Raw genomic sequence first — 21,047 nt, 5'->3', positions numbered from 1 at the left:
GTGGAATGCCCCCGGACGGGCGTCCGGCCGGCATCATCGTCGGTCGTCGGTCGTCGGCCACGGGGAACGGGGACGGGGAACATGAACAGAACACTGCTGCGGGCGCGGGCCGCGCTCGCGATGGGGATCGGGGCGGTGGCGCTCGCGCTGGTTCCGTTCGCGTCGACGGCTTCGGCCGCGCCGGGGGCGGCCTCGGTCACCGTGCCGCCCGGCCCCGCTCGCCCCGGGGACCTGGTGACGATCCGTGGCACCGGGCTGACCGGCTGCCCCGCGAACAAGGTGGACGTGTACCTCGCCTCGGACAACGGCGGGAGTTCCGGCGGCTACCTCGACCTGCTCGCGGCCGGGCTGCCGGTGGACACCGCGAACGGGGACTCGATCGCGTTCCGGCACCCGGTGCCGACCCCGGTGTACAGCACGAACGGGAACGCGAACGTGCAAGGGCCGGTCAACCGGATCATCGTGCGGTGTGTCGGCGCCAAGGACGCCATCGCGTCGACGGCGATCGAGATCAACCAGTTCCAGACCGAGGACACTCGGACGCCACCGGCCGACCTGGCCGCGAAGCGAATCGTCCTCCAGCCGGCGACCGGCCTGCCCGGTACCGAGGTCACACTGTGGACCGACCTCCGGTGCGGGGACGCGAACGCGAGCGACGACGCGCGCGTTACCTGGGGCGGGCAGGAGCTCACCCAGCTCAGCATCCAGGGCGACAACGCGGAGTCGTATCGATTCACCGTCCCGGACGGTCCCGACCGCGGATCGCGGCCGGTCACCATCAGCTGCCTCGCGCAGGGCGCGGGGATGCCCGACAACGGGGTCACGCTGCGGACGGAATTCGTGGTGCCGGCACCGGAGTTGACGGTGACGCCGACCCGGGCCGCGGCCGGCGAGTCGTTGCGGGTCGCGGGCAGCGGGTTCGCGACGTGCGGTCGACCGGTCGACGGTGCCGCCGGAGAGCTGACGGTACGTCACGGGTCCACCGTGCTGGGGAAGGTGCCGGTGGGGGCCGACGGGCGGTTCGCCGGCGAGGTGCGCGTGCCGCGTGAACTCCCGGGCGGCGAGGGGACGCTGACCATCGCGTGTGCGACGGGCGGCGGCTACGACGGCAACGTCGCGGTGAGCCTGGCGGTGATGGGGTCGGCCGCGTCGGCTCCGGAGGCGGCCGGCGATCGGTCGGAGGCGGCGGCGAACCTGCCGAGCCCGAGCGCGTTGTTCGACGAACCACGCCCGGTGGTCCTGGCGGGCGCGACCGCGGTGCTGGCGCTGCCGGTTCTCGGCTTCTCGGCGGAGCTGTTCAACAAGACGTGGGAGCAGAACCGGATGCGGATCCGGCGCCGCCTGCGGCCGGGGGCGGCGCGACCGCGTTCGCAGCCCCGGCTGCCGGAGTTGCAGGTACTGGTCTTCGTGGTGCTCTCGGCGGCGTTCTGCGTCGCGGTCGAGCCGAACACGGGCTGGGACGCGCGAACGGCCGCGCTGGCGCTGGCGCTCTTGGCGGCAGTGCCGCTGGGGGTGCTCGTGTACGAGGGCTCGGCCGAGGCGTATCGGCGCCGCGTCTCGCGGATCCGGGCCCTGCCGCGACTGGTCCCGGGAGCACTCGGCGTCGCGGCGGTGTTGGCGGTGGCGTCGCGGCTGCTGGACCTGACGCCGGGCTACGTCTACGGCCTGTTCCTGGCCTTCACGTCGGCCGGACTGCGGCGGATGTCCCCCGAGGACGAGGGCCGCGCGGTCGCGCTCGGCGCGTGGTCCCTGGCGGGGCTCGCGGTGGTCGCGTGGGTGTGGCGGATCCCGGTCACGCACGTGCTGAACGAGTCGGACGGCGCACCGTTCGGGTGGGTCTTCGCGGAGGACCTGCTGACCCAATGCTTCGTGGCCGCGGTGGTGGGGCTGGTCTTCGGGCTGCTGCCGATGCAATTCATGGACGGGCACGCGTTGTGGCAGTGGAATCGGTGGGCATGGGCCGGGGTCTACGCGCTGGCCCTGTTCCTGTTCGTCCTCGTCCTCGTGGACCCCACGGGCGCCGCGGGTGGAGCAACCCGAGAAATGTGGCTCCGCTCCACCATCCTCTTCGGCACCGCCGCAACGGCCTCCCTTTTGTTCTGGGCAATCTTCCGCCTCAGGCCAGTCACGAACCCGTCTTCGACGTCGTAAAACACGGCGCAGAGACACGAACAGCGACACGATTCTTGTCCTCGACCGCTACGGCCCGAACTACGTAACCAGATTTGGTGTCCTCGGCTCTGATCATGGGATTCTTAACCTCGGGTGGAACGGCATAATCAACAATGTGCCATCCTTGACTTTCCAGACTTCGACGAAGACGTTCAATGGCTGGTTGAGTCTCGCCACCAGCGACATGATCTACCTGCCAAAAGTGCGCCACTTCCCACCGTTTTGACTCTTCGTCTTTCGGTGCGGATTCACAATCAGAAACATGGAATGTATCCACGGATTCATGGCTCCCGCGAATTTCCAGGCCATCCAAGATCCTGCTGGAAGCGGCCCGCAAGAACTCTTGGGCTTGCACATAGGCCGGATCGTTCTCTTCAATATGCTTTCCAGCATCCCCGGAGCATCCGACAATCAGACCCGCGAGCGACAGAAGATAAAACCAGCGCCTCATGGGCGATCTCCCCAGATGAGTCGAACATCCTCATAGTTTCCAGCGACGATTGCTGCCTGATTGTCCAGGCTTGCAGAGTGGCTCGTTGACCAGTACTCACTGTGCCCTTTGGCACCGTCAGACGTGAAGCGATTGGCACCAAAATCCGCGTCATCCGGAGTGACTCGCCGCTTAATTCCTCCATGATTGACGATCGGAGCATGGGCCCCGGATCCAATATCGGTAACGACATCACCCTGCGCCGCTCCGACCCATACATGTTTCGGGTCGGCGTGAAGATCAGCCGCTCGCTTGACGTGCATACCGGGGCTTCCGACAACAATGATGTCCTTCGCCGCCAAACCCCCACTTTGATGCGCCGCCTGCCCTAGAACGACAGAACCATAACTATGCCCAATGACTGTCACATGATTATTCGAGTCAATTCCCTGCGCCACGCCGACACCTCTCAAGAACCTCACGAAGTCCGGCGCGGCATTATCCGCGTATGACGTGACCATCGCATGCACAAGCGTGTCCGGGGCGTCGTATCCGACCCACGCAATCGCAGATACCTCACCAGGATCCTTGACCTGCTGCGCAGCCAGCCAAAGGCTCCGCATCCTGCTGACGTGACTGCCAATCCCCGCCAGTTCCGCCCCCGTGCCCGGGACATACACCGCCGTGTGGGCTGCCGTGTCCGGGTTGCCGATGGCGACGATTGCGCGGCCGTCGCCCTTTGCGCTGAAGCCCATCAGGTACATGTCATCGCCGGAGCGCAGCGTCGCCTCCAACGCCTCGATGGCGGCGAGGCGGTCCTTGAGCTCCGTGACCCGGAAGCGGAGCTTCGCGTCCCCTGTCCGGTCCGCCGCATCGCGCTTTGCCCGAGTCGTCGCCAGCTCCGCCAGCAACGCGGCCTTCGCCTCGGCCAAGGCGACCCGATTGGCGCGGTCCCTGACCTCCGTCGGCAGGCCGTCCAACGCGCCGAGCACGGCCGGATACGCCGCCAGGTACATCGCCCGCTCCGATGTGGTCAGCCCCGCCCACCACTTCGCCGCCGCGGCCGGGTCGCCCCTCGGGATCGTCGCCTGGTCCAGGCCGGTCAAGGCCGTCACGCACGCGCCGTCCGCTGCCGTGTCCGCCCAGTCGGCCGTCCCGGTCGGATACAGGCGGGCCAAGGTCTCCGCACAGTGCGTGTCGGCCTCCGTCGCCTTCCGCACCGGCTCGGCCAGGCGCCGCTCCAACTCGAACTGCCGTGCCCGCACCGCCGCGTCCGCACGGGCCGCCGGATCCGCCGCCTCGAGCCGCCCGTCGTCGAAGACCGTGAACCCCGCAGCCGCCGCTTCGTCCAACCCCGCCCGCAAGTCGTGTTGCGCGCCGCGAAGTTGATCGACCGCCGTGTCCAGCACGGCCACCACGTACCGCGCCTCCTGCGCCGCCACCCTGACCTGCTCACCACGCTCGGCCAACCCCCGGGCCGCCGCCTCCGCGTCCGCGCCCGCCCAGTGCGACGCCCGCAGCGGACCGCCGACGCCCGTGGTGGCGCGCCCGACCAACCTGTCCAGCGCCGCCGCCAGTTCGGTCCACTCGGCCACCGCCCGATCGAGCCCGCCCAGTGCTGCGTCCCGCAGCTGAGGCAGCGTCACCATCAGGACCCACCCCCGGCGAACGCCCCCGCGACCGCCTGCTCGGTCCGATCGTGCGCATCGGCATTGGCCGCCAACGCGTCACCGACCCCGCCGTACGCCGCCCCAAGCCCCCGCACGTGATCCGCCCACGCCACCGTCAGCGTCCCCACCACCCCCACCACCGCGAACCCCGGACACCCAGCGACCGCCGCGCTCGGCCCCCCGGCCGCACCACGCAGCGCCCCGGCGACCTCCCGAGCCGCCGCCGCCCCCTGGCGCAACGCCCCCGTCTCGACCCGAATCCGCGCCGAGCCGCCCCCTGAACCATCGCCACCACCAGCCAAGATCCCTCCCAGTGACCCGCCGATCACTCAATGAGATCAGACGATACCCACCGAAAACCATCAGCCGGCCGCCCGATCCCGCGAATCCCCCAAGGGCGAACAGGGCCGCCAACCAACACGTAACCCGCCCGCCCCTGCACTCGTTCATACGTATGGACGAACACGCTGAGCCGTCCGGGGGACACGACGCTCGAAGCAATGGGCAGCAGATGCCGGGAGCGCATCACACTCGCGCCGGGGGATCGACCTCTTCGGTTCGAGCGGGAGGATCACCGGCAGCGTCCACAAAACCGCAGGTCAGGCGAATACCGTAAGAAATCCTTACGGAATTAATCGGGGCAAATGGTCAATCGGGCCGGCCCGAACGAGTGAGGGGGCAGGGATGAGCCACGACAACGTGGTCGAGATCTTCACCTACGCGGGCGAGAACGAGGTGCGCGTCGTCATGACCGACGGCAACCCGTGGTTCTGCGCGACAGACGTGTGCACAGTGCTGGCGCACACCAACTCGCGGATGGCGGTGACGAAACTCGACCCGGACGAGAAAACCACGATTCGCGTCGAGAGAACCGCAGGTCAAGGGGGTTCTGTAAACAATTCTTACGGAACCCTGGGCGGCAACCCGAACATGATCTTCATCAGCGAGTCCGGTCTCTACTCACTGATCATGCGCAGCAACAAGCCGCACGCCAAAGCCTTCCGCCGCTGGGTCACCCACGACGTCCTCCCCACCATCCGCCGTACCGGCCGCTACACCCCCGCCACCAGCGAAAACATGGACGCCCTGCTCTCCCGCGCCATCGGCTCAATCGCCGATCTCGCGGACCGGACCGGCGACCTCACCAAGGCTGTGGAAATCAACACCCTGGCCGTCGCCCGTCTGACCGCCGGCCTCCCCCCGGTATCCACAGACCCCCCTCCCACCTCGGAAACCCACAGCGAGACCCCAGTTCTCCACAGCGATATCCACAGGGTTATCCACAGGTCTGTGCAACTTCCCACAGCCGGTGATCGGCGTCGCCTCAGCGCCGAGGTCGTGGCCGAGTGCCGGCGCCGGGCCCGGGACGGTGTGTCCGTCTACCGGCTCGCCCGCGAACACAGCGTGAGCGACTCGACCATGCGCGCGGCGGTCCGCGGCCAGACCTACCGCTACGTGCCCGAGCCCCCCGCAAGCCCCTGACCCGGCGCCGCCCGCACCAGCCGCCCCCGTGCGGCCAACTCGATGGTCAGCGTCACCGCGACCGCCTGGACCTGCAACAGCGCAACCAACACGAACAGCTGAACCGCTCCCGCCTGCAGCGGCGTGGCGCCGCCCAGCAGCATCCCCACGAATGCCCCCGGCAGGGTCACCAGACCCACCGTCCTGGTCTGGTCCAGAGCCGGGATCAACGCCCCCGCCGCGGCCGGCCTACAGATCTCCATCGCGGCGTCGCGATCGGTGAAACCCAAGGTCAGAGCCGCTTCCACCTCGCCGCGACGCTGTGTCAACTCCTCCAGCGCGCGCCGTCCCGCCAGCACCGTCGCCGTCATCGCGCCGCCGATCAGGATGCCCGCGATCGGGATCAGCACGATGCCCTTGGCCGGCAGCAGACCGGTTGCCCACAGCAGTACCAGGGTCGGCGCCGTCGCCGTGACGATCGGCACCGCAGGCCAGAGCAGCCGCCGGTTCGCGGTCACCCGCCCGGCCGCCGTCAGCGCCGCGACGGTGTACATCATCAGCACGAACAAGGCCGCGAGCCCGAGCCGATCCACCACGTGCGTGATCACGAACGACACCGCGAGCAACTGCGCCGCGGCCCGCACCCCGGCCACCACCACCGCCCGGCCGTGCCCGAGCCGGGCCGCCCCGGCGACCGCCGCGGCGACGAGCAGGAGCAGTACCGCGACGACCCCGAGGGTCGGGGTCACCGGGAGCAGTGTCGCCGCGTTTTCCACAGGCTCAGCCTCACCCTCCCGGCGGTACCGCGCAGCTCGGGGGTCCACAGCACGGAACAGGCCCCGGGCACGCCGGCCGGCTCAGTACAGTGACGGCATGTCCGACGCCCGCACGCCCGCCGCCGCGCCCCGCTGGACCTACCTCGGCCCCGCGGGCACCTTTACCGAGGCCGCCCTGCGCACGCTGCCCGGCGCGGAGCACGCCGAGGCCACCCCGATGGAGTCGGTGCCGGCCGCGCTCGACGCCGTCCGCCGCGGCGACGCCGACGGCGCGGTGGTGGCCCTGGAGAACTCGGTCGAGGGCGCCGTGTCGATCACCCTCGACGAGCTCGCCACCGGCGCACCGCTCGTGATCACCGCCGAGATCCTGCTGCCGATCGCGTTCGCGCTGCTGGTGCGCCCGGGTGTGTACCTCGACGACATCAAGACCATCTCCAGCCACTCGCACGCGCAGCCGCAGGTGCGCAACTGGCTCGCGGCCAACCTGCCCGACGCGCACTGGTACTCGTCGGCCTCCAACGCCGACGCCGCGCGCCTGGTCCAGGATGGGCGCTACGACGCGGCCCTGGCCGGGGAGTTCGCCGCGGCGCCGTACGGCCTGGTGCCGCTGATCACCGACATCCACGACGTCGAGGGCGCGGTCACCCGCTTCGTCCTGGTCGAGCGCCCGGACCGGCCCACCGCACCGACCGGCGCCGACCGCACGACGGTGGTGGCGTACATCGTGGACGACCACCCGGGCGCCCTGCTCGAAATCCTCCAGGAGTTCGCGGTCCGCGGGGTCAACCTGACCCGGATCGAGTCGCGGCCCACCGGTGACGGCCTCGGGCACTACTTCTTCTCGATGGACGCCGAGGGTCATGTGGCCGACGCCCGCGTCGGCGAGGCCCTGATGGGGCTGCGGCGGGTGTGCGCTGCCGTCCGCTTCCTCGGCTCCTACCCGCGTGCCGACGGGGTCCGCCCGATCCTGCGCCGCGGCACCTCCGACGTCGAGTTCGCGAACGCGAGCGAGTGGCTCGCGCGCGCCCGCGGCGGCGAGATCTGAGTCGCCCCGCACCGGGCACCGGTCAGGGGACGCGCACCGTCAGGGAGTCCGGCCGGATCCGGACCGCGAGCCGGGTCCCGGGACCGATCGGGTCGCCGTCCAGTTCGCGCGGCTCCGGCCGGTCCGTCTCGATCACCACGCGCCGACCGGTGAAGTGCTCGATCGGGCGCAGCCGTTGCTGCTTGACCGGCACCACGGCCGGCTCCTGGTCGCGTCGTCGGCCTATCACCCGCACCGTCGCGTGCGCCCAGCCCGTCATCCCGTAGGGCGCGAACACCACGACGTCGAGCAGCCCGTCGTCCGGCGTGGCCCCCGGCAGCAGCTGCATGCCCGCCTGGAGCGCGCCCACGTTGCCGACCAGGACCATCCGGGCCCGCCGCTTGATCGGCTCGCCGTCGTCCACCCGCAGCGTCACCCGCATCCGCCGGTCGCGCAGGTGCCGCGCGCCCGAGACCACGTAGGCGGGCCAGCCGACCTTCTTCTTGAGCGCGTCCGGCGCGTCCGCGACCATCGCCGCGTCCAGGCCGATGCCCGCCATCGCGGTGAAGCAGCGCGGCTCACCGCCCCCGGTCCCGGTCGGGTCGTCGGCCGAATCGTCGTCCGGGTCCACCGTGCCGAGGTCGATCCGCCGGTCGCGCCCGTGCAGCGCCACGTGCACCGCGTCCGCGAGGTCGATCGGCACGCCCAGGTTGCGGGCGAGCAGGTTGCCGGTGCCCGCCGGAATCACCGCGAGCGGGGTGTCGGTGCCGGCCATCGCGCCCGCGCACTCGCGGATCGTGCCGTCGCCGCCGGCCGCGATCACCAGGTCCACCCCGTCGGCCAGTGCCTTCGCGGTCACGCCCGCGCCCGGGTCGGCGACCGTCGTCTCCAGCCACAGCGGCGGGGCCCACCCCGCGTCGTGCAGTATCCGGTCGATCCGGGCCCGGGACTCGGGGATGTCGAGCTTGATCGGGTTGACGATCAGGGCCGCGCGCGGCCGCCCGCCGTCCGCCCCCGCGGGCGCCCCGCGCTGCCGGGAGGGATGGCCCCAGACCGACTTCGGGGACAGCAGCGCCCGGCTCATCACGACCAGCACCACCCCCGCGTACAGCAGCGAGGTGACGACGTCGCTCGGGTGGTGCATGCCCCGGTACATCCGGCTGACCGCGACCGCGAGCGGTACCGCGCCGAGCAGCACCCACACCAGGACGGCCGCCCAGCGCCTGTGCAGCCGGCTCGCGAGCAGCACCGCCAGCCCCCCGTACAGCGCGAAGGCGGCGCCGGTGTGGCCCGACGGGAAGCTCGACGTGGCGGCGGCCTGCTCCAGGCGCGGTACGTCCGGCCGGTCGCGCGAAACGAAGAGCTGGACGAACCAGAAGACCAGCGCCTGTCCGGTCACCGCGCCGGCCAGGAAGAGCGGGCCGCGCCACGAATGTCCGACGATCCGGGCCACGACGGCCGCGAGCAGCGTCGTGGCGATGATCACACCGGTATTTGCGAGCGTGGAGAAGAATTCGGTGAGGGCGTTCCAGTCGCCGGAGCGGTGCTCGGCGAAGGTGCGGTCCAGGTCGTCCTCGACCGTGAACGGCCAAACCCCGTCCAGCGTCCGGGTGATCAGCAGACCGAGGCCCACCAGGACCAGCGTCAATATCAGCAGTGGCAGGACGATACGGCGCAGGAACCGTCCTGCTTCGGTCAGCATGACCGACATTCTTACCCGGCCGCGGATCGTTCAGTTCCGGGGATCGGAGGAGTGCCCGTCGGTTCCGGGCCTATTGTGCGGAATCTCCGGATCTTCGTCGTGTCCCTCTATCTCCGGTTCCAGGCCCTCGCTCGTCGCGTCCACGTGCCGCAGCCCCGCGTCCCGACGCCACCACTCGAACACCGCGGACGTCGCGGCGAGCACCGCCAGCCCGAGCACCCACCCGCCGACCACGTCCGTCACGTAGTGCACGCCGAGCGCGACCCGGGTGAAGCCGACCCCCACAGCCGATCCGATCGCCACCACCCACGCGACCGGCCGCCAGGCGCGCGGGACCAGCGGCAGCAGCGCGAGCAGCAGTACCCCGGGTCCGACCACTCCCATCAACGCGTGGCCGGACGGGAACGACCATCCGCCCGCGTGGTCCACCGGATTGGGCAGCTTCGGCCGGGCCCGGGTGAAGACGAGCTTGAGCAGCGCGCCGAGCAGACCGGCGATGACCAGCGTCACCACCGACCACACCGCGAGCCGGCGCGCGCCGCGCCACCACAGCCACCCGCACATGATCGCGACCAGCACGCGGTACATGTTCGGATCCCAGACCCAGTCGCTGAGGATCCGCAGCGCGTGCTGCCAGTCGGGACGCGCCCGGACCCAGTCGTTGAGGCTCTTCGCGACGTCCTTGTCGACGTCGAGCAGCGGCGACCACTTGGTCTCCACCAGCAGCGCGAGCAGGGCGAACGGAACCGCGCCCACCAACAGGGCCAACGCGACCAGGGTCAGTCTGAGACCGAACCGCCGATCCGGGTCGAAGCGTCTCTTGGCCCAGCCGACGGTGGAGGTCATCCCCCATTCATAACCCGAATGCCCGGCGGTACGTGCACCTCCACCGCGCATCGCGCGTGCCCGGCTCGTGACATCGCCCACGCGGCTCTCGGTACCTCGCCCCCACGTATCGCCCGCGCTCGCGAAAATGCGTTGGCGAGGCCCCGGTAGTCTTTGCGTGTGATCGACCTGCGACTGCTCCGTGAGGATCCCGACCGTGTCCGCGCTTCGCAGCGCGCCCGCGGCGAGGACGAGACCATCGTCGACGCGCTGCTCGCGGCGGACGAGCGCCGCCGGTCGTCCGGCTCCCGCTTCGACGCGCTGCGCAGCGAGCAGAAGACGATGGGCAAGCAGGTCTCCAAGGCCCAGGGCGACGAGCGGCAGGAGCTGCTGGCCCGCGCCCAGACGCTCGCGGCCGAGGTCAAGACCGCCGACGCGGAGCAGATCGAGGCCAAGGCCGACACCGACCGGCTGCTCAAGGCGCTCGCGAACCTGATCGACCCCGACGCTCCGATCGGCGGCGAGGAAGACTTCGTCACGCTCGAGGAGATCGGCACGCCGCGCGACTTCGCGGCCGAGGGCTTCGAGCCGCGCGACCACGTCGAGCTCGGGCGGATGCTCAAGGCGATCGACGTCGAGCGCGCCGCGAAGGTGTCCGGCTCGCGCTTCTACTACCTGACCGGCATCGGCGCGCTGCTCGAACTCGCGCTGGTCAACATGGCGATCGCGCAGGCGACCGAGGCCGGCTTCACGCCGATGCTGACGCCGGCGCTCGTGCGCCCGGCCGCGATGGAGGGCACCGGCTTCCTCGGCCAGGCCGCGGAGAACGTGTTCCATCTGGAGGCCGACGACTACTACCTCGTGGGCACCGCCGAGGTCCCGCTCGCGGCGTACCACATGGACGAGATCCTCCCGGCCGCCGAACTGCCGGTGCGCTACGCCGGGTTCTCGCCGTGCTTCCGCCGCGAGGCCGGTACGTACGGCAAGGACACCCGCGGCATCATCCGCGTGCACCAGTTCGACAAGGTCGAGATGTTCAGCTTCGTCGCGCCCGAGGAGGCCGAGGCGGAGCACCGGCGCCTGTTGGCGTGGGAGAAGGAGTTCCTGAACCGGCTCGAACTGCCCTACCGGGTGATCGACGTCGCGTCCGGCGACCTGGGCGCGTCGGCCGCGCGCAAGTTCGACATCGAGGCGTGGATCCCGACCCAGGGCAAGTACCGCGAGGTCACGTCCACGTCCAACTGCACGGAGTTCCAGGCCCGTCGGCTCCAGGTGCGGATGCGCGACGAGCAGGGCACCCGCCCGCTCGCCACGCTCAACGGCACGCTGTGCGCGGTCCCGCGCACGATCGTGGCGATCCTGGAGAACCACCAGCAGGCCGACGGTTCGGTCGTCGTACCGGTGGCCCTGCGCCCGTTCCTCGGCGGCCGTGAGGTGCTGGAACCGGTGCGGGCGTGACCTTCTCGCTGGTCGCGACGGACCTCGACGGCACGCTCCTGCGCGAGGACCATACGGTCTCGGCCCGCAACCGCGCGGCGCTCGCGCGGGTCACCGCGTCGGGCGCGAACCACGTCATAGTGACCGGTCGCGCGGTGGCGTGGACGCTGCCGGTGTTCGCCTCGCTCGGCTACCGGGGGCTCGCCGTGTGCGGGCAGGGCGCGCAGGTCTACCACGCGGGCGAGGAGCGGCTGCTGACGTCGGTCACGCTCGACCGGCAACTGGCCCGCCTCGCGGTCGAGCGGCTGTCCGAGGAGCTGGACGGCGTGCGCTTCGCGGTCAGCCGGGACGGCCTGGCGGGCGAGGTCGTGATCGAGCACGGCTACCGGTACACCTCGCCGCTGCCGGTGCACACCGTCGACAACCGCGACGAGCTGTGGTCCGAGCCGATCCTCAAGCTCTACCTGCACCACGACGAGTACGACGACGACCGACTCACCGCGTTCGCGCGGAAGGTCTGCGCGGGCATCGTGGACGTCACGCACGCCGGCACCGGCATCGTCGAGCTGCTGCCGATCGGGCTGAGCAAGTCCGTGGGCCTGTCGATCGCCGCGCGCCGGCTCGGCCGCAAGGCCGGTGACACGATCGCGTTCGGCGACATGCCCAACGACGTCACGATGTTCAAGTGGGCCGCGCACGGCGTCGCGATGGCCAACGCGCACGCGGAACTGCTCGCGGTCGCCGACGAGGTCACCCTCTCCAACATGGAGGACGGCGTCGCGGTCGTCCTCGAACGGCTCTTCCCGGACGTCTGACCCTCGCGACCCGCGACGGGGTCCGCACACCCATCCCTAACGCGTGTACGCCCCCGCCCGCGCCGCCGCCTCGGCCGCGACCGCCGCGCGTTCGGCGCTCGCCTCGTCGAGCGGATCGCCACTGGCGACCAGGCGGTAGTACAGCGGCGCCGACACCGCCCTGATCACCTCGTGCGGGTCGGTCCCCTCGGGCACCTCGCCGCGCCGGATCGCCTGCTCGACGCACGGCGCCCACTCGCCGATCCGGGTCGCGTAGAACGCGTGCAGCGCGTCCGCGGTCCGCGCGTCGCAGGTCGCCGCCGCGATCATCGCCTTGAACAGCGCGCCCTGCCGCGCGTCGGTGAGCGTACGGCGCACCAGATGTGCGTTCGCCCGTAGGTCGCCGAGCAGCGAGCCGGTCTCGGTCCGCGCGACCGAGCTCTCGGCCATCTCCGCCAGCAGATCCGCGACCAGCCCCGTCGTGCTGCCCCAGCGCCGGTAGACCGTCGTCTTGCCGACCTCGGCGCGCTGCGCGACCTCGGCCAGGTCCAGGCCGGCGAAGCCCTTCTCGGCGAGCACGTCGCCGGCCGCGCGCAGTACGGCCTCGCGAACTCGGGCCGTGCGGCCGCCGGGGCGGACCGTACCGGGCTCGGCCCCCTCCGCGTGGGCTCGCTCGAAAGCGTCGGCGGCGGAGCTGTCGGAAGTCATAACGGGACTCCTGTTCCATTAGGTCGATCCATCGTGCTACCTTCACTGCATCCTAACGGGAAAACAGACCCGTTAGATCGGCTCGGGAGGTTCACATGTCCACACTCGATCAGCGCACGAGGCCCCTGGAGGCTCCGTCGGCGCCGCTCCCCGAACCGGCCGGCAACCGGATGACGGGACATCAGAAGCTGGTCCTCACCCTCCTCCTCGGCGCCCAGTTCATGATCGCGGTGGACTTCTCGATCCTGAACGTCGCCCTGCCGGTGGTCGGCGACGGCCTCGGCTTCTCCCTGAACAACCTGCAGTGGATCGCCACCGCGTTCGCCCTGACCGCCGCCGGCTTCACACTGCTGTTCGGCCGGGTCGCCGACCTGTTCGGCCGCAAGCGCTTGTTCCTGGGCGGGATGGCCCTCCTCGGCGCGTCCTCGGCCCTCGGCGGCTTCGCGACCTCGCCCGAGATGCTGCTGATCGCCCGGGTGCTGCAGGGCCTGGCCACCGCGGCCGTGACCCCGGCCGGCCTGTCGCTGCTGACCACGGCGTTCAAGGAGGGGCCGCTGCGGGATCGGGCGCTCGGCCTCAACGGGGCGCTGATGTCGGCCGGCTTCACCGCGGGCGCGGTGCTGGGCGGGCTGCTCACCGACATGCTGTCGTGGCGCTGGGCCTTCTTCGTCAACGTCCCCGTCGCCGCGCTCGTGCTGGTCCTCGCGCCGTCCGTGATCACCGACTCGCGTCCGGCGCACCGGGCCAAGCTGGACGTCCCCGGCGCGATCGCGGTCACCGGCGGTCTGCTGGCCCTCGTGTTCGGCCTCACCCAGGCGGGTGCGAAGGGCTGGGGCGAGGTCTCGACCCTGGTCTCGCTCGCCGCCGGCGCGATCCTGCTCGTGGCCTTCTGGTTCATCGAGAAGGGCTCCGCCTCTCCGCTCGTCCCGGTCGGCATCATGAAGCGCCGCACCGTCCTGTGGGGCAACATCACCGGCCTGATCGCGTTCGTCACCGAGACCTCGCTGGTCTTCCTGCTGACCCTCTACCTCCAGGAGGTCCTGGACTACTCGCCGCTGTCCACCGGGCTCGCGTTCGGCGTCCTGGGCATCGGCACCGTGATCGGCGGCACGCTCGGCGGCCGCGCGGTCGGCCGGTTCGGCACCCGCGCCACGATCGTGGCGGGCGGCGTGGTCCAGGCCCTGGCCACCCTCTCGCTGGTCGCGCTCGGCGCGTCCGGCGGCTGGATCTGGCTGCTGCTCGCCGCGACGTTCGTCGGCGGGATCGGCAACATGCTGATGATCGTCGGCTTCATGGTCACCGCCACGTCCGGCCTCCCCGACGACGAACAGGGCCTGGCGACCGGCCTCGCGACGATGACCCAGCAGGTCGGCATCACGATGGGCATCCCGATCATGAGCGCGATCGCGACCGCCCGGATGAACTCGCTCGGCACCACCGGATCCGACGCGGTCCTGTCCGGGGTCGCCGTCGCGATCCTGGTCAACTCGGCCCTGGTCCTGCTCGGCGCCCTGCTCGCGGGCCTCTTCCTGGCCCCGCGCCGCGCCCGCCGGACCGACGCCGCCTGACCGGCCGGCCGCACACCGACCGCCGCCGACGCGGACTCGATCGCCCACCACCTCGCCCCGCCCCCCAGCCCAGCCCAGCCCCGCACAGAACCGAGGAGTCCCGTGATGACCACACTCCAGAACCACGGCGCCGACGTCCTGCCCCCGTCGATCACCATCCCCGGACGCGAACACGACGTGCCCGTCCGGGTGTTCCGGGGCGGCCCGATCCGGCACGGCCTGCTCGTGTGGGCACACGGCGGCAGTTGGCACTCCGGCTCGGCCGCCGCGTGGGCCCCGGCCCTCACCGACCTCGCCGCGATCGCCTCGGCGACCGTGCTCGCGGTCGACTACCGGTTGGCGCCCGAACACCCGCACCCCGCCGCGCTGATCGACTTCCTCACCGTCATGGACCGGGCCCGGGAGCAGGCCGGCGACGTCCCGATCTCGGTCGGCGGGGACAGCGCGGGCGCCACCATCGCCGCGTCGGCCGCGCTCGCGTGGCGGGACCGGGGACACCCGTTGACCGCGCAGGTGCTCGCGTACCCGCCGCTCGACCCGACGTGCGGGGCCGCGTCCTACCGTCGGCACCCCGGAGCCTTCCCCGGACGGGCCGCACTGGCGGCGGCGTGGCGCGGCTACCGGGGGGTCGAAGCGATCCACCCGGCCGCCGCGGCCGACACCTCCGGCGCCGGGACGGGCCGGCTGTACAGCACTCCCCACGAAAGCCACGACCTCACGGGAGTCGCCCCCGCGATCCTCGCGGTCGGCGCACTCGACCCGGTCGCCGACGACGTCCGCGCCTACGCCGACCGGCTCCGAAGCGCGGGGGTGGCCGTCGACCTGCACGAGGTCGCCGGGATCGGGCACGGCGCCTTCCTCTCCGACCCGGCCTTCCGGCACCGACTCGGCACCGCCTACGCGGCGACCCACCCGACCGCTCCCGCACCGCACCCGTCCGGCACCGACATCCCCACCCACCACGCACCCCCGCGGAGGACCTCATGAGCACCGCCCTGCTTCGCCACTTCGCCGACCTGCGCGACGGCACACACGGCGACGCGACCTCCCGGGCCGACAAGGAACGGCTCTTCCGCGCGGCCGTCACACTGCTCGACCCGCACGCCCACCGGGCGCTCGCCGAGCTGGACGCCGAACTGCTCCTCGGCACCGGCCGGCAGACCGCGACCGGCGTCGTGCGCTCGGCGGACGGCGGCCTCGAAGCGGTCTGGGCGCTGTCCTGGCCCGAGCAGCGCGCGAGCGACATCCCGCCGATCACCCTCCGGGCCTTCTACGGCGCCGGCTTCCATCACCCGCACCTGCGCGGCGGCACGGTCCGCGAATGGCCGCTGAACGTGTTCACCCCCGACCAGGCCGCCGCCGAACTCCCCACCCTCCGCGCGATCGCCGCCGCCGACCTGCACAACCTCGTCTTCCGCCGCGACTTCCGGATCGTCCCGGCCACCACGAACGGAGCATCCCGATGACCACTCCGACGACCGCCCCCACGACCCTGCGCCTGTCACTCCTCGACCAGTCCCCCATCCCCGCCGGCGGCACCCCGGCCGACGCGCTCGCCGCGACCCTCGGGCTCGCCCGGACCGCCGACCGACTCGGCTACCACCGCTACTGGGTCGCCGAGCACCACGGCTCGCCGAGCTTCGCCGGCACCGCCCCGGAGATCCTGGTGGCGACGCTGCTCGGGCACACCCGGCGGCTGCGGGTGGGCACCGGCGGCGTGCTGCTGCCGCGCTACGCGCCGGCGAAGGTGGCCGAGGTCTTTCGGGTACTCGCCGCGCTGCACCCGGGCCGGGTGGACCTGGGCGTCGGCCGCGCGGGCGGTCCCGCGCACCGATTCCCGGAGCAGGTGGCCGAGTTGCTGCGCCGGCTGACCGACCCGGCGCAGGCGTACCAGGGGTACACGGCCCCGCCCGTGTGGCTGCTCGGCGCGGGGACCCGCTCGGCCGAACTCGCCGCCGAGCTGGGCACCCGCTTCGCGTTCGCGCACTTCTTCAACCCCGGCCTCGGGATCGGCGCGCTCGACGCCTTCCGCGCCGGACCGACCGGCTCCGACCGCACCCGCTCGGCACTCGCGGTCCGGGCGATCGTCGCCGACACCGAGGCCGAGGCGACCGAGCTGGGCACGGCGTACCTGCTGTGGCGCAGCCGCAAGGACCTCGGCTTCGACGAGCCGTTCCCCGACCGCGCGCGCACCCGCGCGCACCGCTGGACCGGCGACGAGAGCGACCGGGCCGGCCACAATGCCCGCGCGGTGCTGACCGGTACGCCCGAGCGGATCCGGGCCCGTCTCGACGAGCTCGCCCGCGCGCACGGGGTCGACGAGATCGTGGTCAACACGCTCACCCACGACCCGGCCGATCGGGTGCGCTCGTACGAGCTCCTGGCCGAAGCCTTCGGCCGCACCGCGGTGGATGCGCCGGCGCCGGTCCTGCAGGGGGTCGTGTGAGGGTCCGCCACCGGTGTGCCGAGCCGGCGGACGCGGGGCACGAACCGCGGCCGCCGGCTTTCTCGTACCCCATCGCGTGCATGATGCAGCTACTTGTAGGATGACTGGGCAACCCCACGAATTCGGGAGAGTCCATGTCGCTTCAGGCAGCCGGTCGGCGTTCGCTCGTCGACGACGCGATCGACCAGCTCCGCGCCCAGCTGACCGCCGGCACCTGGCCGATCGGCTCGCGCATCCCCAGCGAGAGCGTGATCGCCGAACGGCTGCGGGTCGGCCGGAACACCGTGCGCGAGGCGATTCGGGTGCTCGTGCACGCCGGGATGCTGGAGTCGCGACAGGGCGACGGGACCTACGTCCGCTCCACGACCGACCCCGGCGACCTGGTCCGCCGGATCGAGCACGCCGACCTGCGGGACATCTTCGAGATGCGCCGCGCGCTCGACGTCGAGGCCGCCCGGTTGGCCGCCCAGCGCCGCAACGCCGCGGACCTCGACCGGATCCGGGCGACGCTGCACCGGCGCGGCGCGACCGACGGCAGAGCGGACACCCCCGAGCCGCACGACTTCGACCGGGGCGACGTTCCCGACGGCGAACTGGACGACCTCGTCGAGAACGACGTGGCCTTCCACACGGCGGTCGCGATCGCGTCGCACAACTCGGCCATGGTCGCGACCTACCGCTGGTTCAGCGACTCGCTGTGGCGCGCCATCCGCACGGTGGTCGGCGACGGCACGCTGCCGGACGCCTCGCACGCCCTGCACGTGGCGCTGGCCGACGCGATCGAGGCGGGCGACCCCGACGCGGCCGAGTCGGCCGTGCGCCGGATCCTCGAACCCGCCGTCGTCGCCCTCGACGCACTCCTGCACGACACCACGGAGCACGACGCATGAGCACGACCGACCTGCGGATACCCCCGACCTCCGCGACCACCACGAGCAGCACGAGCAGCGCCAAGGCGACCGGCGGCGCGCTGCTGCTCGCGGGCATCGTGCTGATCGCGCTCAACATGCGGGCCGGGCTCTCCAGCGTGTCCCCGCTGGTGGGCGAACTGCGCGACGTGTTCCACCTGTCGGCGACCACGGGCAGCCTGATCACCGCGATACCCGTGCTGTTCCTGGGCCTGATCTCGCCGCTCGCGCCGATCGCGGCGCGCCGGTTCGGAACCGAGACGGTGCTGCTCGGCGCGCTGGTCGTGGTGGGCGCCGGAATCCTGCTGCGGGTCGTGCCGAATCTGGGCGCGCTGTTCGCGGGCGGGGCGCTCGTGGGCGCCGGGATCGCGGTGCTCAACGTGCTGATGCCGGGGGTGGTCAAGCGCGAGTTCCCCGACCGCGCGGCGACCATGATCGGCGTGTACAGCGCGGCCATGGTGTTCGGCGCGGCGGTGTCGGCGGGCGCGACCGTGCCGTTGGAGAACGCGATGGGGCACGGCTGGCAGCCGGCCCTCGGCTTCTGGGCGCTGCTCGCCTTCGCGGCGGTGGCGGTATGGCTGCCGCACGTGCGGCGCCGGCGCGGGACGGTCGCGGCGGCGATGCCACACGTGCCCGGACTGTGGCGGTCGCCGTTGGCCTGGCTGGTCACCGGCTTCATGGGTCTGCAGTCGCTGCTGTTCTACGTCCTGCTCGCGTGGATGCCGACGATCCTGACCGACCACGGGATCGGCAAGGGCACCGCGGCGGCAATCTTCGCGTTCAGCACGTTCGTGCAGATCCCGGCCTCGCTCGGGGTGTCGATCATCGCCGGCCGGATGCGGAACCAGCGCGCGCTGGTGGTCGCGTTGGTCGGCCTGGTCGCGGCCGGGTACGTGGGTCTGATGGTCGCGCCGGCAGGCGGGGCCTGGTTGTGGGCAGCGATCCTGGGCCTCGGCCAGGGCGGCGCGGTCTCGCTGGCGCTGACCTTGATCGTGCTGCGGTCGCCGGACCCGAACACGGCCGCGCAGCTGTCCGGGATGGCGCAGGCCGTCGGCTACGTCGTCGCCGCGTTCGGGCCGTTGGCCGCCGGAGCGCTGCACGAGGCCACCGGCGGCTGGACCGTCCCGATCGCGCTGATGCTGGTGCTGTCGGCGTGCGCCATGGCCTGCGGCGTCGGCGCCTCCCGGCCGACCCACGTGCGCGTGGGTCGGCCGGCCTGACGGCCGGTTCGTTCCACCCGTCCCGGCCGACGCGGGGGCGCCGAACGCGCGGGCTACAGGTCCCTGATCTGCGCCAGGCCCTCGCTCGCGATCCGCTCGAACACCGCCGGATCCGTGGCGAACGGACTGTCCGCGATCGGCCGATGCACCAGCAGATCCGTGATCCCCGCCTCCGCGTAGCGGCCCGCGAAGTCGACGAACGCGTCCACCGACTCCAACGGACGCTCCCGCGTGGAGCCGGTCAGCAGGATCCGGTCCAGCTCCTTGACGTCGCGGCCCGCCGCGGCGCACTCGTCGGCGAGCCGCCCCAGCTGCCCCGCGACCACCCCCGGGCAGTCCTCCACCGGCAGCTCACCCGCCCGCTTGGGATCGCCGTACGTGACCCACGCCTGCCCGTGCCGCGCGGCCAACCGCAACCCCCGCGGGCCGGTCGCCGCGATCGCGAACGGTACGCGCGGCGTCTGTACGCAGCCCGGGATCATCCGCGCCTCGTCCGCGCTGTAGAAGTGCCCCTCGTAGGTCGTCGCGTCCGTGCGCAGCAGCCGGTCCGTCAGCTCGACGAACTCGGCGAACCGGTCGGCCCGCTCGCGCGCCGACCACTGCCGCTGCCCGAGCGTGGTCGCGTCGAAGCCGGTGCCGCCCGCCCCCACGCCGAGCGTGAAGCGGCCGTCCGAAACATCGTCGATGCCCATGACGTCCTTGGCCAGCGTCACGGGGTGGCGAAAGTTCGGCGAGGTCACCATCGTGCCGAGCCGGATCCGCTGGGTCACCGCCGCCGCGGCCGTGAGCGTGGTCACCGCCCCGAACCACGACTGCTCCCGAAAGCTCCGCCAGGACAGGTGGTCGTACGTCCACGCCGAGTCGAACCCGACCTCGTCCGCCCACCGCCACCACTCGGCGGCTCGACTCCAACGGTCCACTGGCAAGATCACAATTCCGGCGCGCATGGTCAAAGAGCCTAACTCCCAGGCCACCCGACACGACGAATCGTTTCTGAGCGAGGATGTACCCGTGACGATCACGAATCGCCCACGCCTTGTGGCCACCGACCTCGACGGCACGATCGTGCGCGACGACGGGTCCATCTCCGACCGCACCCTCGCCGCGCTCGAACTCGTCGAGTCCGCCGGCGCGGAGGTGGTCTTCGTGACGGGCCGGCCGCCGCGCTGGATGAGCCGCGTCGCCGAGGTCACCGGTCACCACGGCCTGGCCATCTGCGGCAACGGCGCGGTCGTGTACGACCTGCGCGCCGAACGTGTCGTGGGCACCCACACGATGGACGTGACCGCCGCCCGCAAGGTCGTGCACCTGCTCCGCGAGGCCGTGCCCGACGTGACGTTCGCGGTCGAGACGGCGACCGGCTTCATGCACGAGCCGAACTACCCCGCGCTCGAACGCGACGTGTCGATCGTGCACGCGGTCGGACCCGTCGACGAGCTGCTGACCGGGCCTGTGCTCAAGCTGCTCGCCCGGCACGAGAGCCTCGACCCCGACGCGTTCCTCGCGCTCGCCCGCGAGCGGGCCGGCGCGCACGCCGAGTTCACCCACTCGTCGTCGATCGCCCTGGTGGAGATCAGCGCGCTGGGGATCAGCAAGGCCAGCACGCTCGCCTGGTTCTGCGCGCAGCGCGGGATCCGCACCCAGGACGTCGTCGCGTTCGGCGACATGCCGAACGACCTGCCGCTGCTCGCGTGGGCCGGGCAGGCGTACGCGGTCGCGAACGCGCACCCGGACGTGCTGGCCGCGGTGGCCCGGCACACCGGCAGCAACCAGGAGGACGGCGTCGCCCAGGTGCTGGAAAAGCTCTTCGGCTGAACCGCCCGCGGACCGCCCGGTATCCGTGTACGCTCCAGGCGCCTCCCCGAACGCGTGGTACCGAGGCACGCTTACGCGTGAAGGTTGCTGT

Annotated in this window: 19 protein-coding genes; 12 read left to right on the top strand and 7 right to left on the bottom strand. The window is 71.7% G+C overall.

Annotated elements, in window-relative coordinates; all coding sequences use genetic code 11:
- Window positions 1-81 precede the first annotated feature (81 nt).
- Window positions 82-2,151 carry an FGLLP motif-containing membrane protein gene (locus OG928_RS17475; RefSeq protein WP_406284666.1) on the top strand — a complete coding sequence of 690 codons (2,070 nt, stop codon included), beginning with the start codon at window positions 82-84 and terminating at the stop codon, window positions 2,149-2,151.
- On the opposite strand, the gene OG928_RS17470 is transcribed toward OG928_RS17475, so the two are convergent.
- Together OG928_RS17470 and OG928_RS17465 are read right to left on the bottom strand one after the other, a co-directional pair.
- Window positions 2,126-2,623: a hypothetical protein gene (locus OG928_RS17470; RefSeq protein WP_406284664.1), complete on the bottom strand. Its 498-nt coding sequence runs from the start codon at window positions 2,621-2,623 to the stop codon at window positions 2,126-2,128. The two genes, OG928_RS17475 and OG928_RS17470, sit on opposite strands and share 26 nt — an antisense overlap.
- Window positions 2,620-4,251 carry an alpha/beta hydrolase gene (locus tag OG928_RS17465; protein WP_406284660.1) on the bottom strand — a complete coding sequence of 544 codons (1,632 nt, stop codon included), beginning with the start codon at window positions 4,249-4,251 and terminating at the stop codon, window positions 2,620-2,622. The genes OG928_RS17470 and OG928_RS17465 overlap by 4 nt, the downstream gene beginning before the upstream one ends.
- 705 nt (window positions 4,252-4,956) lie before the next feature.
- On the opposite strand from OG928_RS17465, the gene OG928_RS17460 reads away from it, so the two are divergent.
- Window positions 4,957-5,754 carry a BRO family protein gene (locus OG928_RS17460; protein WP_406284659.1) on the top strand — a complete coding sequence of 266 codons (798 nt, stop codon included), beginning with the start codon at window positions 4,957-4,959 and terminating at the stop codon, window positions 5,752-5,754.
- On the opposite strand, the gene OG928_RS17455 is transcribed toward OG928_RS17460, so the two are convergent.
- Complete coding sequence (locus OG928_RS17455) at window positions 5,724-6,491, bottom strand: ABC transporter permease (RefSeq protein WP_406291049.1); 768 nt, start codon at window positions 6,489-6,491, stop codon at window positions 5,724-5,726. The genes OG928_RS17460 and OG928_RS17455 overlap by 31 nt on opposite strands.
- A gap of 115 nt (window positions 6,492-6,606) precedes the next feature.
- Here OG928_RS17455 and pheA point away from each other — a divergent pair, with 115 nt between their 5' ends.
- Window positions 6,607-7,554: a prephenate dehydratase gene (gene pheA, locus OG928_RS17450; RefSeq protein WP_406284657.1), complete on the top strand. Its 948-nt coding sequence runs from the start codon at window positions 6,607-6,609 to the stop codon at window positions 7,552-7,554.
- A gap of 22 nt (window positions 7,555-7,576) precedes the next feature.
- Here the strand turns inward: pheA and OG928_RS17445 are convergent, their stop codons facing one another.
- Window positions 7,577-9,235 (bottom strand): diacylglycerol kinase family protein, encoded by a 1,659-nt coding sequence (locus OG928_RS17445; protein WP_406284655.1) that lies wholly within the window; start codon window positions 9,233-9,235, stop codon window positions 7,577-7,579.
- A gap of 30 nt (window positions 9,236-9,265) precedes the next feature.
- Window positions 9,266-10,081: a phosphatase PAP2 family protein gene (locus OG928_RS17440; protein WP_406284653.1), complete on the bottom strand. Its 816-nt coding sequence runs from the start codon at window positions 10,079-10,081 to the stop codon at window positions 9,266-9,268.
- Window positions 10,082-10,240: 159 nt separating this feature from the next.
- Between OG928_RS17440 and serS the strand changes: the two genes are divergently transcribed.
- Complete coding sequence (gene serS, locus OG928_RS17435) at window positions 10,241-11,518, top strand: serine--tRNA ligase (protein ID WP_406284652.1); 1,278 nt, start codon at window positions 10,241-10,243, stop codon at window positions 11,516-11,518.
- Window positions 11,515-12,312, top strand: a complete 798-nt coding sequence (locus tag OG928_RS17430) for an HAD family hydrolase (protein WP_406284650.1) — start codon at window positions 11,515-11,517, stop codon at window positions 12,310-12,312. Before serS ends, OG928_RS17430 begins: the two co-directional genes overlap by 4 nt.
- A gap of 36 nt (window positions 12,313-12,348) precedes the next feature.
- On the opposite strand, the gene OG928_RS17425 is transcribed toward OG928_RS17430, so the two are convergent.
- Entirely contained in the window at window positions 12,349-12,999 is a 651-nt protein-coding gene (locus OG928_RS17425) for a TetR/AcrR family transcriptional regulator (protein WP_406284648.1), read from the bottom strand.
- A gap of 95 nt (window positions 13,000-13,094) precedes the next feature.
- On the opposite strand from OG928_RS17425, the gene OG928_RS17420 reads away from it, so the two are divergent.
- The 6 genes from OG928_RS17420 (at window position 13,095) to OG928_RS17395 (ending at window position 19,141) form a co-directional block, all read left to right on the top strand.
- Window positions 13,095-14,567, top strand: coding sequence for an MFS transporter (locus OG928_RS17420; RefSeq protein WP_406284646.1), 1,473 nt, complete (start codon window positions 13,095-13,097; stop codon window positions 14,565-14,567).
- Window positions 14,568-14,672: 105 nt separating this feature from the next.
- Entirely contained in the window at window positions 14,673-15,554 is an 882-nt protein-coding gene (locus OG928_RS17415) for an alpha/beta hydrolase fold domain-containing protein (protein WP_406284644.1), read from the top strand.
- On the top strand, window positions 15,551-16,033 hold the full coding sequence (locus tag OG928_RS17410) for a hypothetical protein (RefSeq protein ID WP_406284643.1): 483 nt from the start codon (window positions 15,551-15,553) through the stop codon (window positions 16,031-16,033). The genes OG928_RS17415 and OG928_RS17410 overlap by 4 nt, the downstream gene beginning before the upstream one ends.
- On the top strand, window positions 16,030-17,013 hold the full coding sequence (locus OG928_RS17405; protein WP_406284641.1) for an LLM class flavin-dependent oxidoreductase: 984 nt from the start codon (window positions 16,030-16,032) through the stop codon (window positions 17,011-17,013). The genes OG928_RS17410 and OG928_RS17405 overlap by 4 nt, the downstream gene beginning before the upstream one ends.
- 134 nt (window positions 17,014-17,147) lie before the next feature.
- On the top strand, window positions 17,148-17,903 hold the full coding sequence (locus OG928_RS17400; RefSeq protein WP_406284640.1) for a FadR/GntR family transcriptional regulator: 756 nt from the start codon (window positions 17,148-17,150) through the stop codon (window positions 17,901-17,903).
- Window positions 17,900-19,141: a CynX/NimT family MFS transporter gene (locus OG928_RS17395; RefSeq protein WP_406284639.1), complete on the top strand. Its 1,242-nt coding sequence runs from the start codon at window positions 17,900-17,902 to the stop codon at window positions 19,139-19,141. Before OG928_RS17400 ends, OG928_RS17395 begins: the two co-directional genes overlap by 4 nt.
- Window positions 19,142-19,194: 53 nt before the next feature.
- Here OG928_RS17395 and OG928_RS17390 read toward each other — a convergent pair whose 3' ends face one another.
- Window positions 19,195-20,088 (bottom strand): LLM class flavin-dependent oxidoreductase, encoded by an 894-nt coding sequence (locus OG928_RS17390; protein ID WP_406284637.1) that lies wholly within the window; start codon window positions 20,086-20,088, stop codon window positions 19,195-19,197.
- A 91-nt stretch (window positions 20,089-20,179) separates the two neighbouring features.
- Here OG928_RS17390 and OG928_RS17385 point away from each other — a divergent pair, with 91 nt between their 5' ends.
- Window positions 20,180-20,956: an HAD family hydrolase gene (locus OG928_RS17385; RefSeq protein WP_406291046.1), complete on the top strand. Its 777-nt coding sequence runs from the start codon at window positions 20,180-20,182 to the stop codon at window positions 20,954-20,956.
- Window positions 20,957-21,047 lie beyond the last annotated feature (91 nt).

The sequence above is a fragment of the Embleya sp. NBC_00896 genome (assembly GCF_045207785.1).
GTDB lineage: Bacteria > Actinomycetota > Actinomycetes > Streptomycetales > Streptomycetaceae > Embleya.
Note: the sequence above shows the minus strand (reverse complement) of the source record. Positions and strands in the feature narration are given on the sequence as shown.

Coding starts and splice junctions, on each gene's coding strand:
- OG928_RS17475 (WP_406284666.1), top strand. CDS start 82: ATGAACAGAACACTGCTGCGGGCGCGGGCCGCGCTCGCGATGGGGATC.
- OG928_RS17470 (WP_406284664.1), bottom strand. CDS start 2,623: ATGAGGCGCTGGTTTTATCTTCTGTCGCTCGCGGGTCTGATTGTCGGA.
- OG928_RS17465 (WP_406284660.1), bottom strand. CDS start 4,251: ATGGTGACGCTGCCTCAGCTGCGGGACGCAGCACTGGGCGGGCTCGAT.
- OG928_RS17460 (WP_406284659.1), top strand. CDS start 4,957: ATGAGCCACGACAACGTGGTCGAGATCTTCACCTACGCGGGCGAGAAC.
- pheA (WP_406284657.1), top strand. CDS start 6,607: ATGTCCGACGCCCGCACGCCCGCCGCCGCGCCCCGCTGGACCTACCTC.
- OG928_RS17445 (WP_406284655.1), bottom strand. CDS start 9,235: ATGCTGACCGAAGCAGGACGGTTCCTGCGCCGTATCGTCCTGCCACTG.
- OG928_RS17440 (WP_406284653.1), bottom strand. CDS start 10,081: ATGACCTCCACCGTCGGCTGGGCCAAGAGACGCTTCGACCCGGATCGG.
- OG928_RS17425 (WP_406284648.1), bottom strand. CDS start 12,999: ATGACTTCCGACAGCTCCGCCGCCGACGCTTTCGAGCGAGCCCACGCG.
- OG928_RS17420 (WP_406284646.1), top strand. CDS start 13,095: ATGTCCACACTCGATCAGCGCACGAGGCCCCTGGAGGCTCCGTCGGCG.
- OG928_RS17415 (WP_406284644.1), top strand. CDS start 14,673: ATGACCACACTCCAGAACCACGGCGCCGACGTCCTGCCCCCGTCGATC.
- OG928_RS17410 (WP_406284643.1), top strand. CDS start 15,551: ATGAGCACCGCCCTGCTTCGCCACTTCGCCGACCTGCGCGACGGCACA.
- OG928_RS17405 (WP_406284641.1), top strand. CDS start 16,030: ATGACCACTCCGACGACCGCCCCCACGACCCTGCGCCTGTCACTCCTC.
- OG928_RS17400 (WP_406284640.1), top strand. CDS start 17,148: ATGTCGCTTCAGGCAGCCGGTCGGCGTTCGCTCGTCGACGACGCGATC.
- OG928_RS17395 (WP_406284639.1), top strand. CDS start 17,900: ATGAGCACGACCGACCTGCGGATACCCCCGACCTCCGCGACCACCACG.
- OG928_RS17390 (WP_406284637.1), bottom strand. CDS start 20,088: ATGCGCGCCGGAATTGTGATCTTGCCAGTGGACCGTTGGAGTCGAGCC.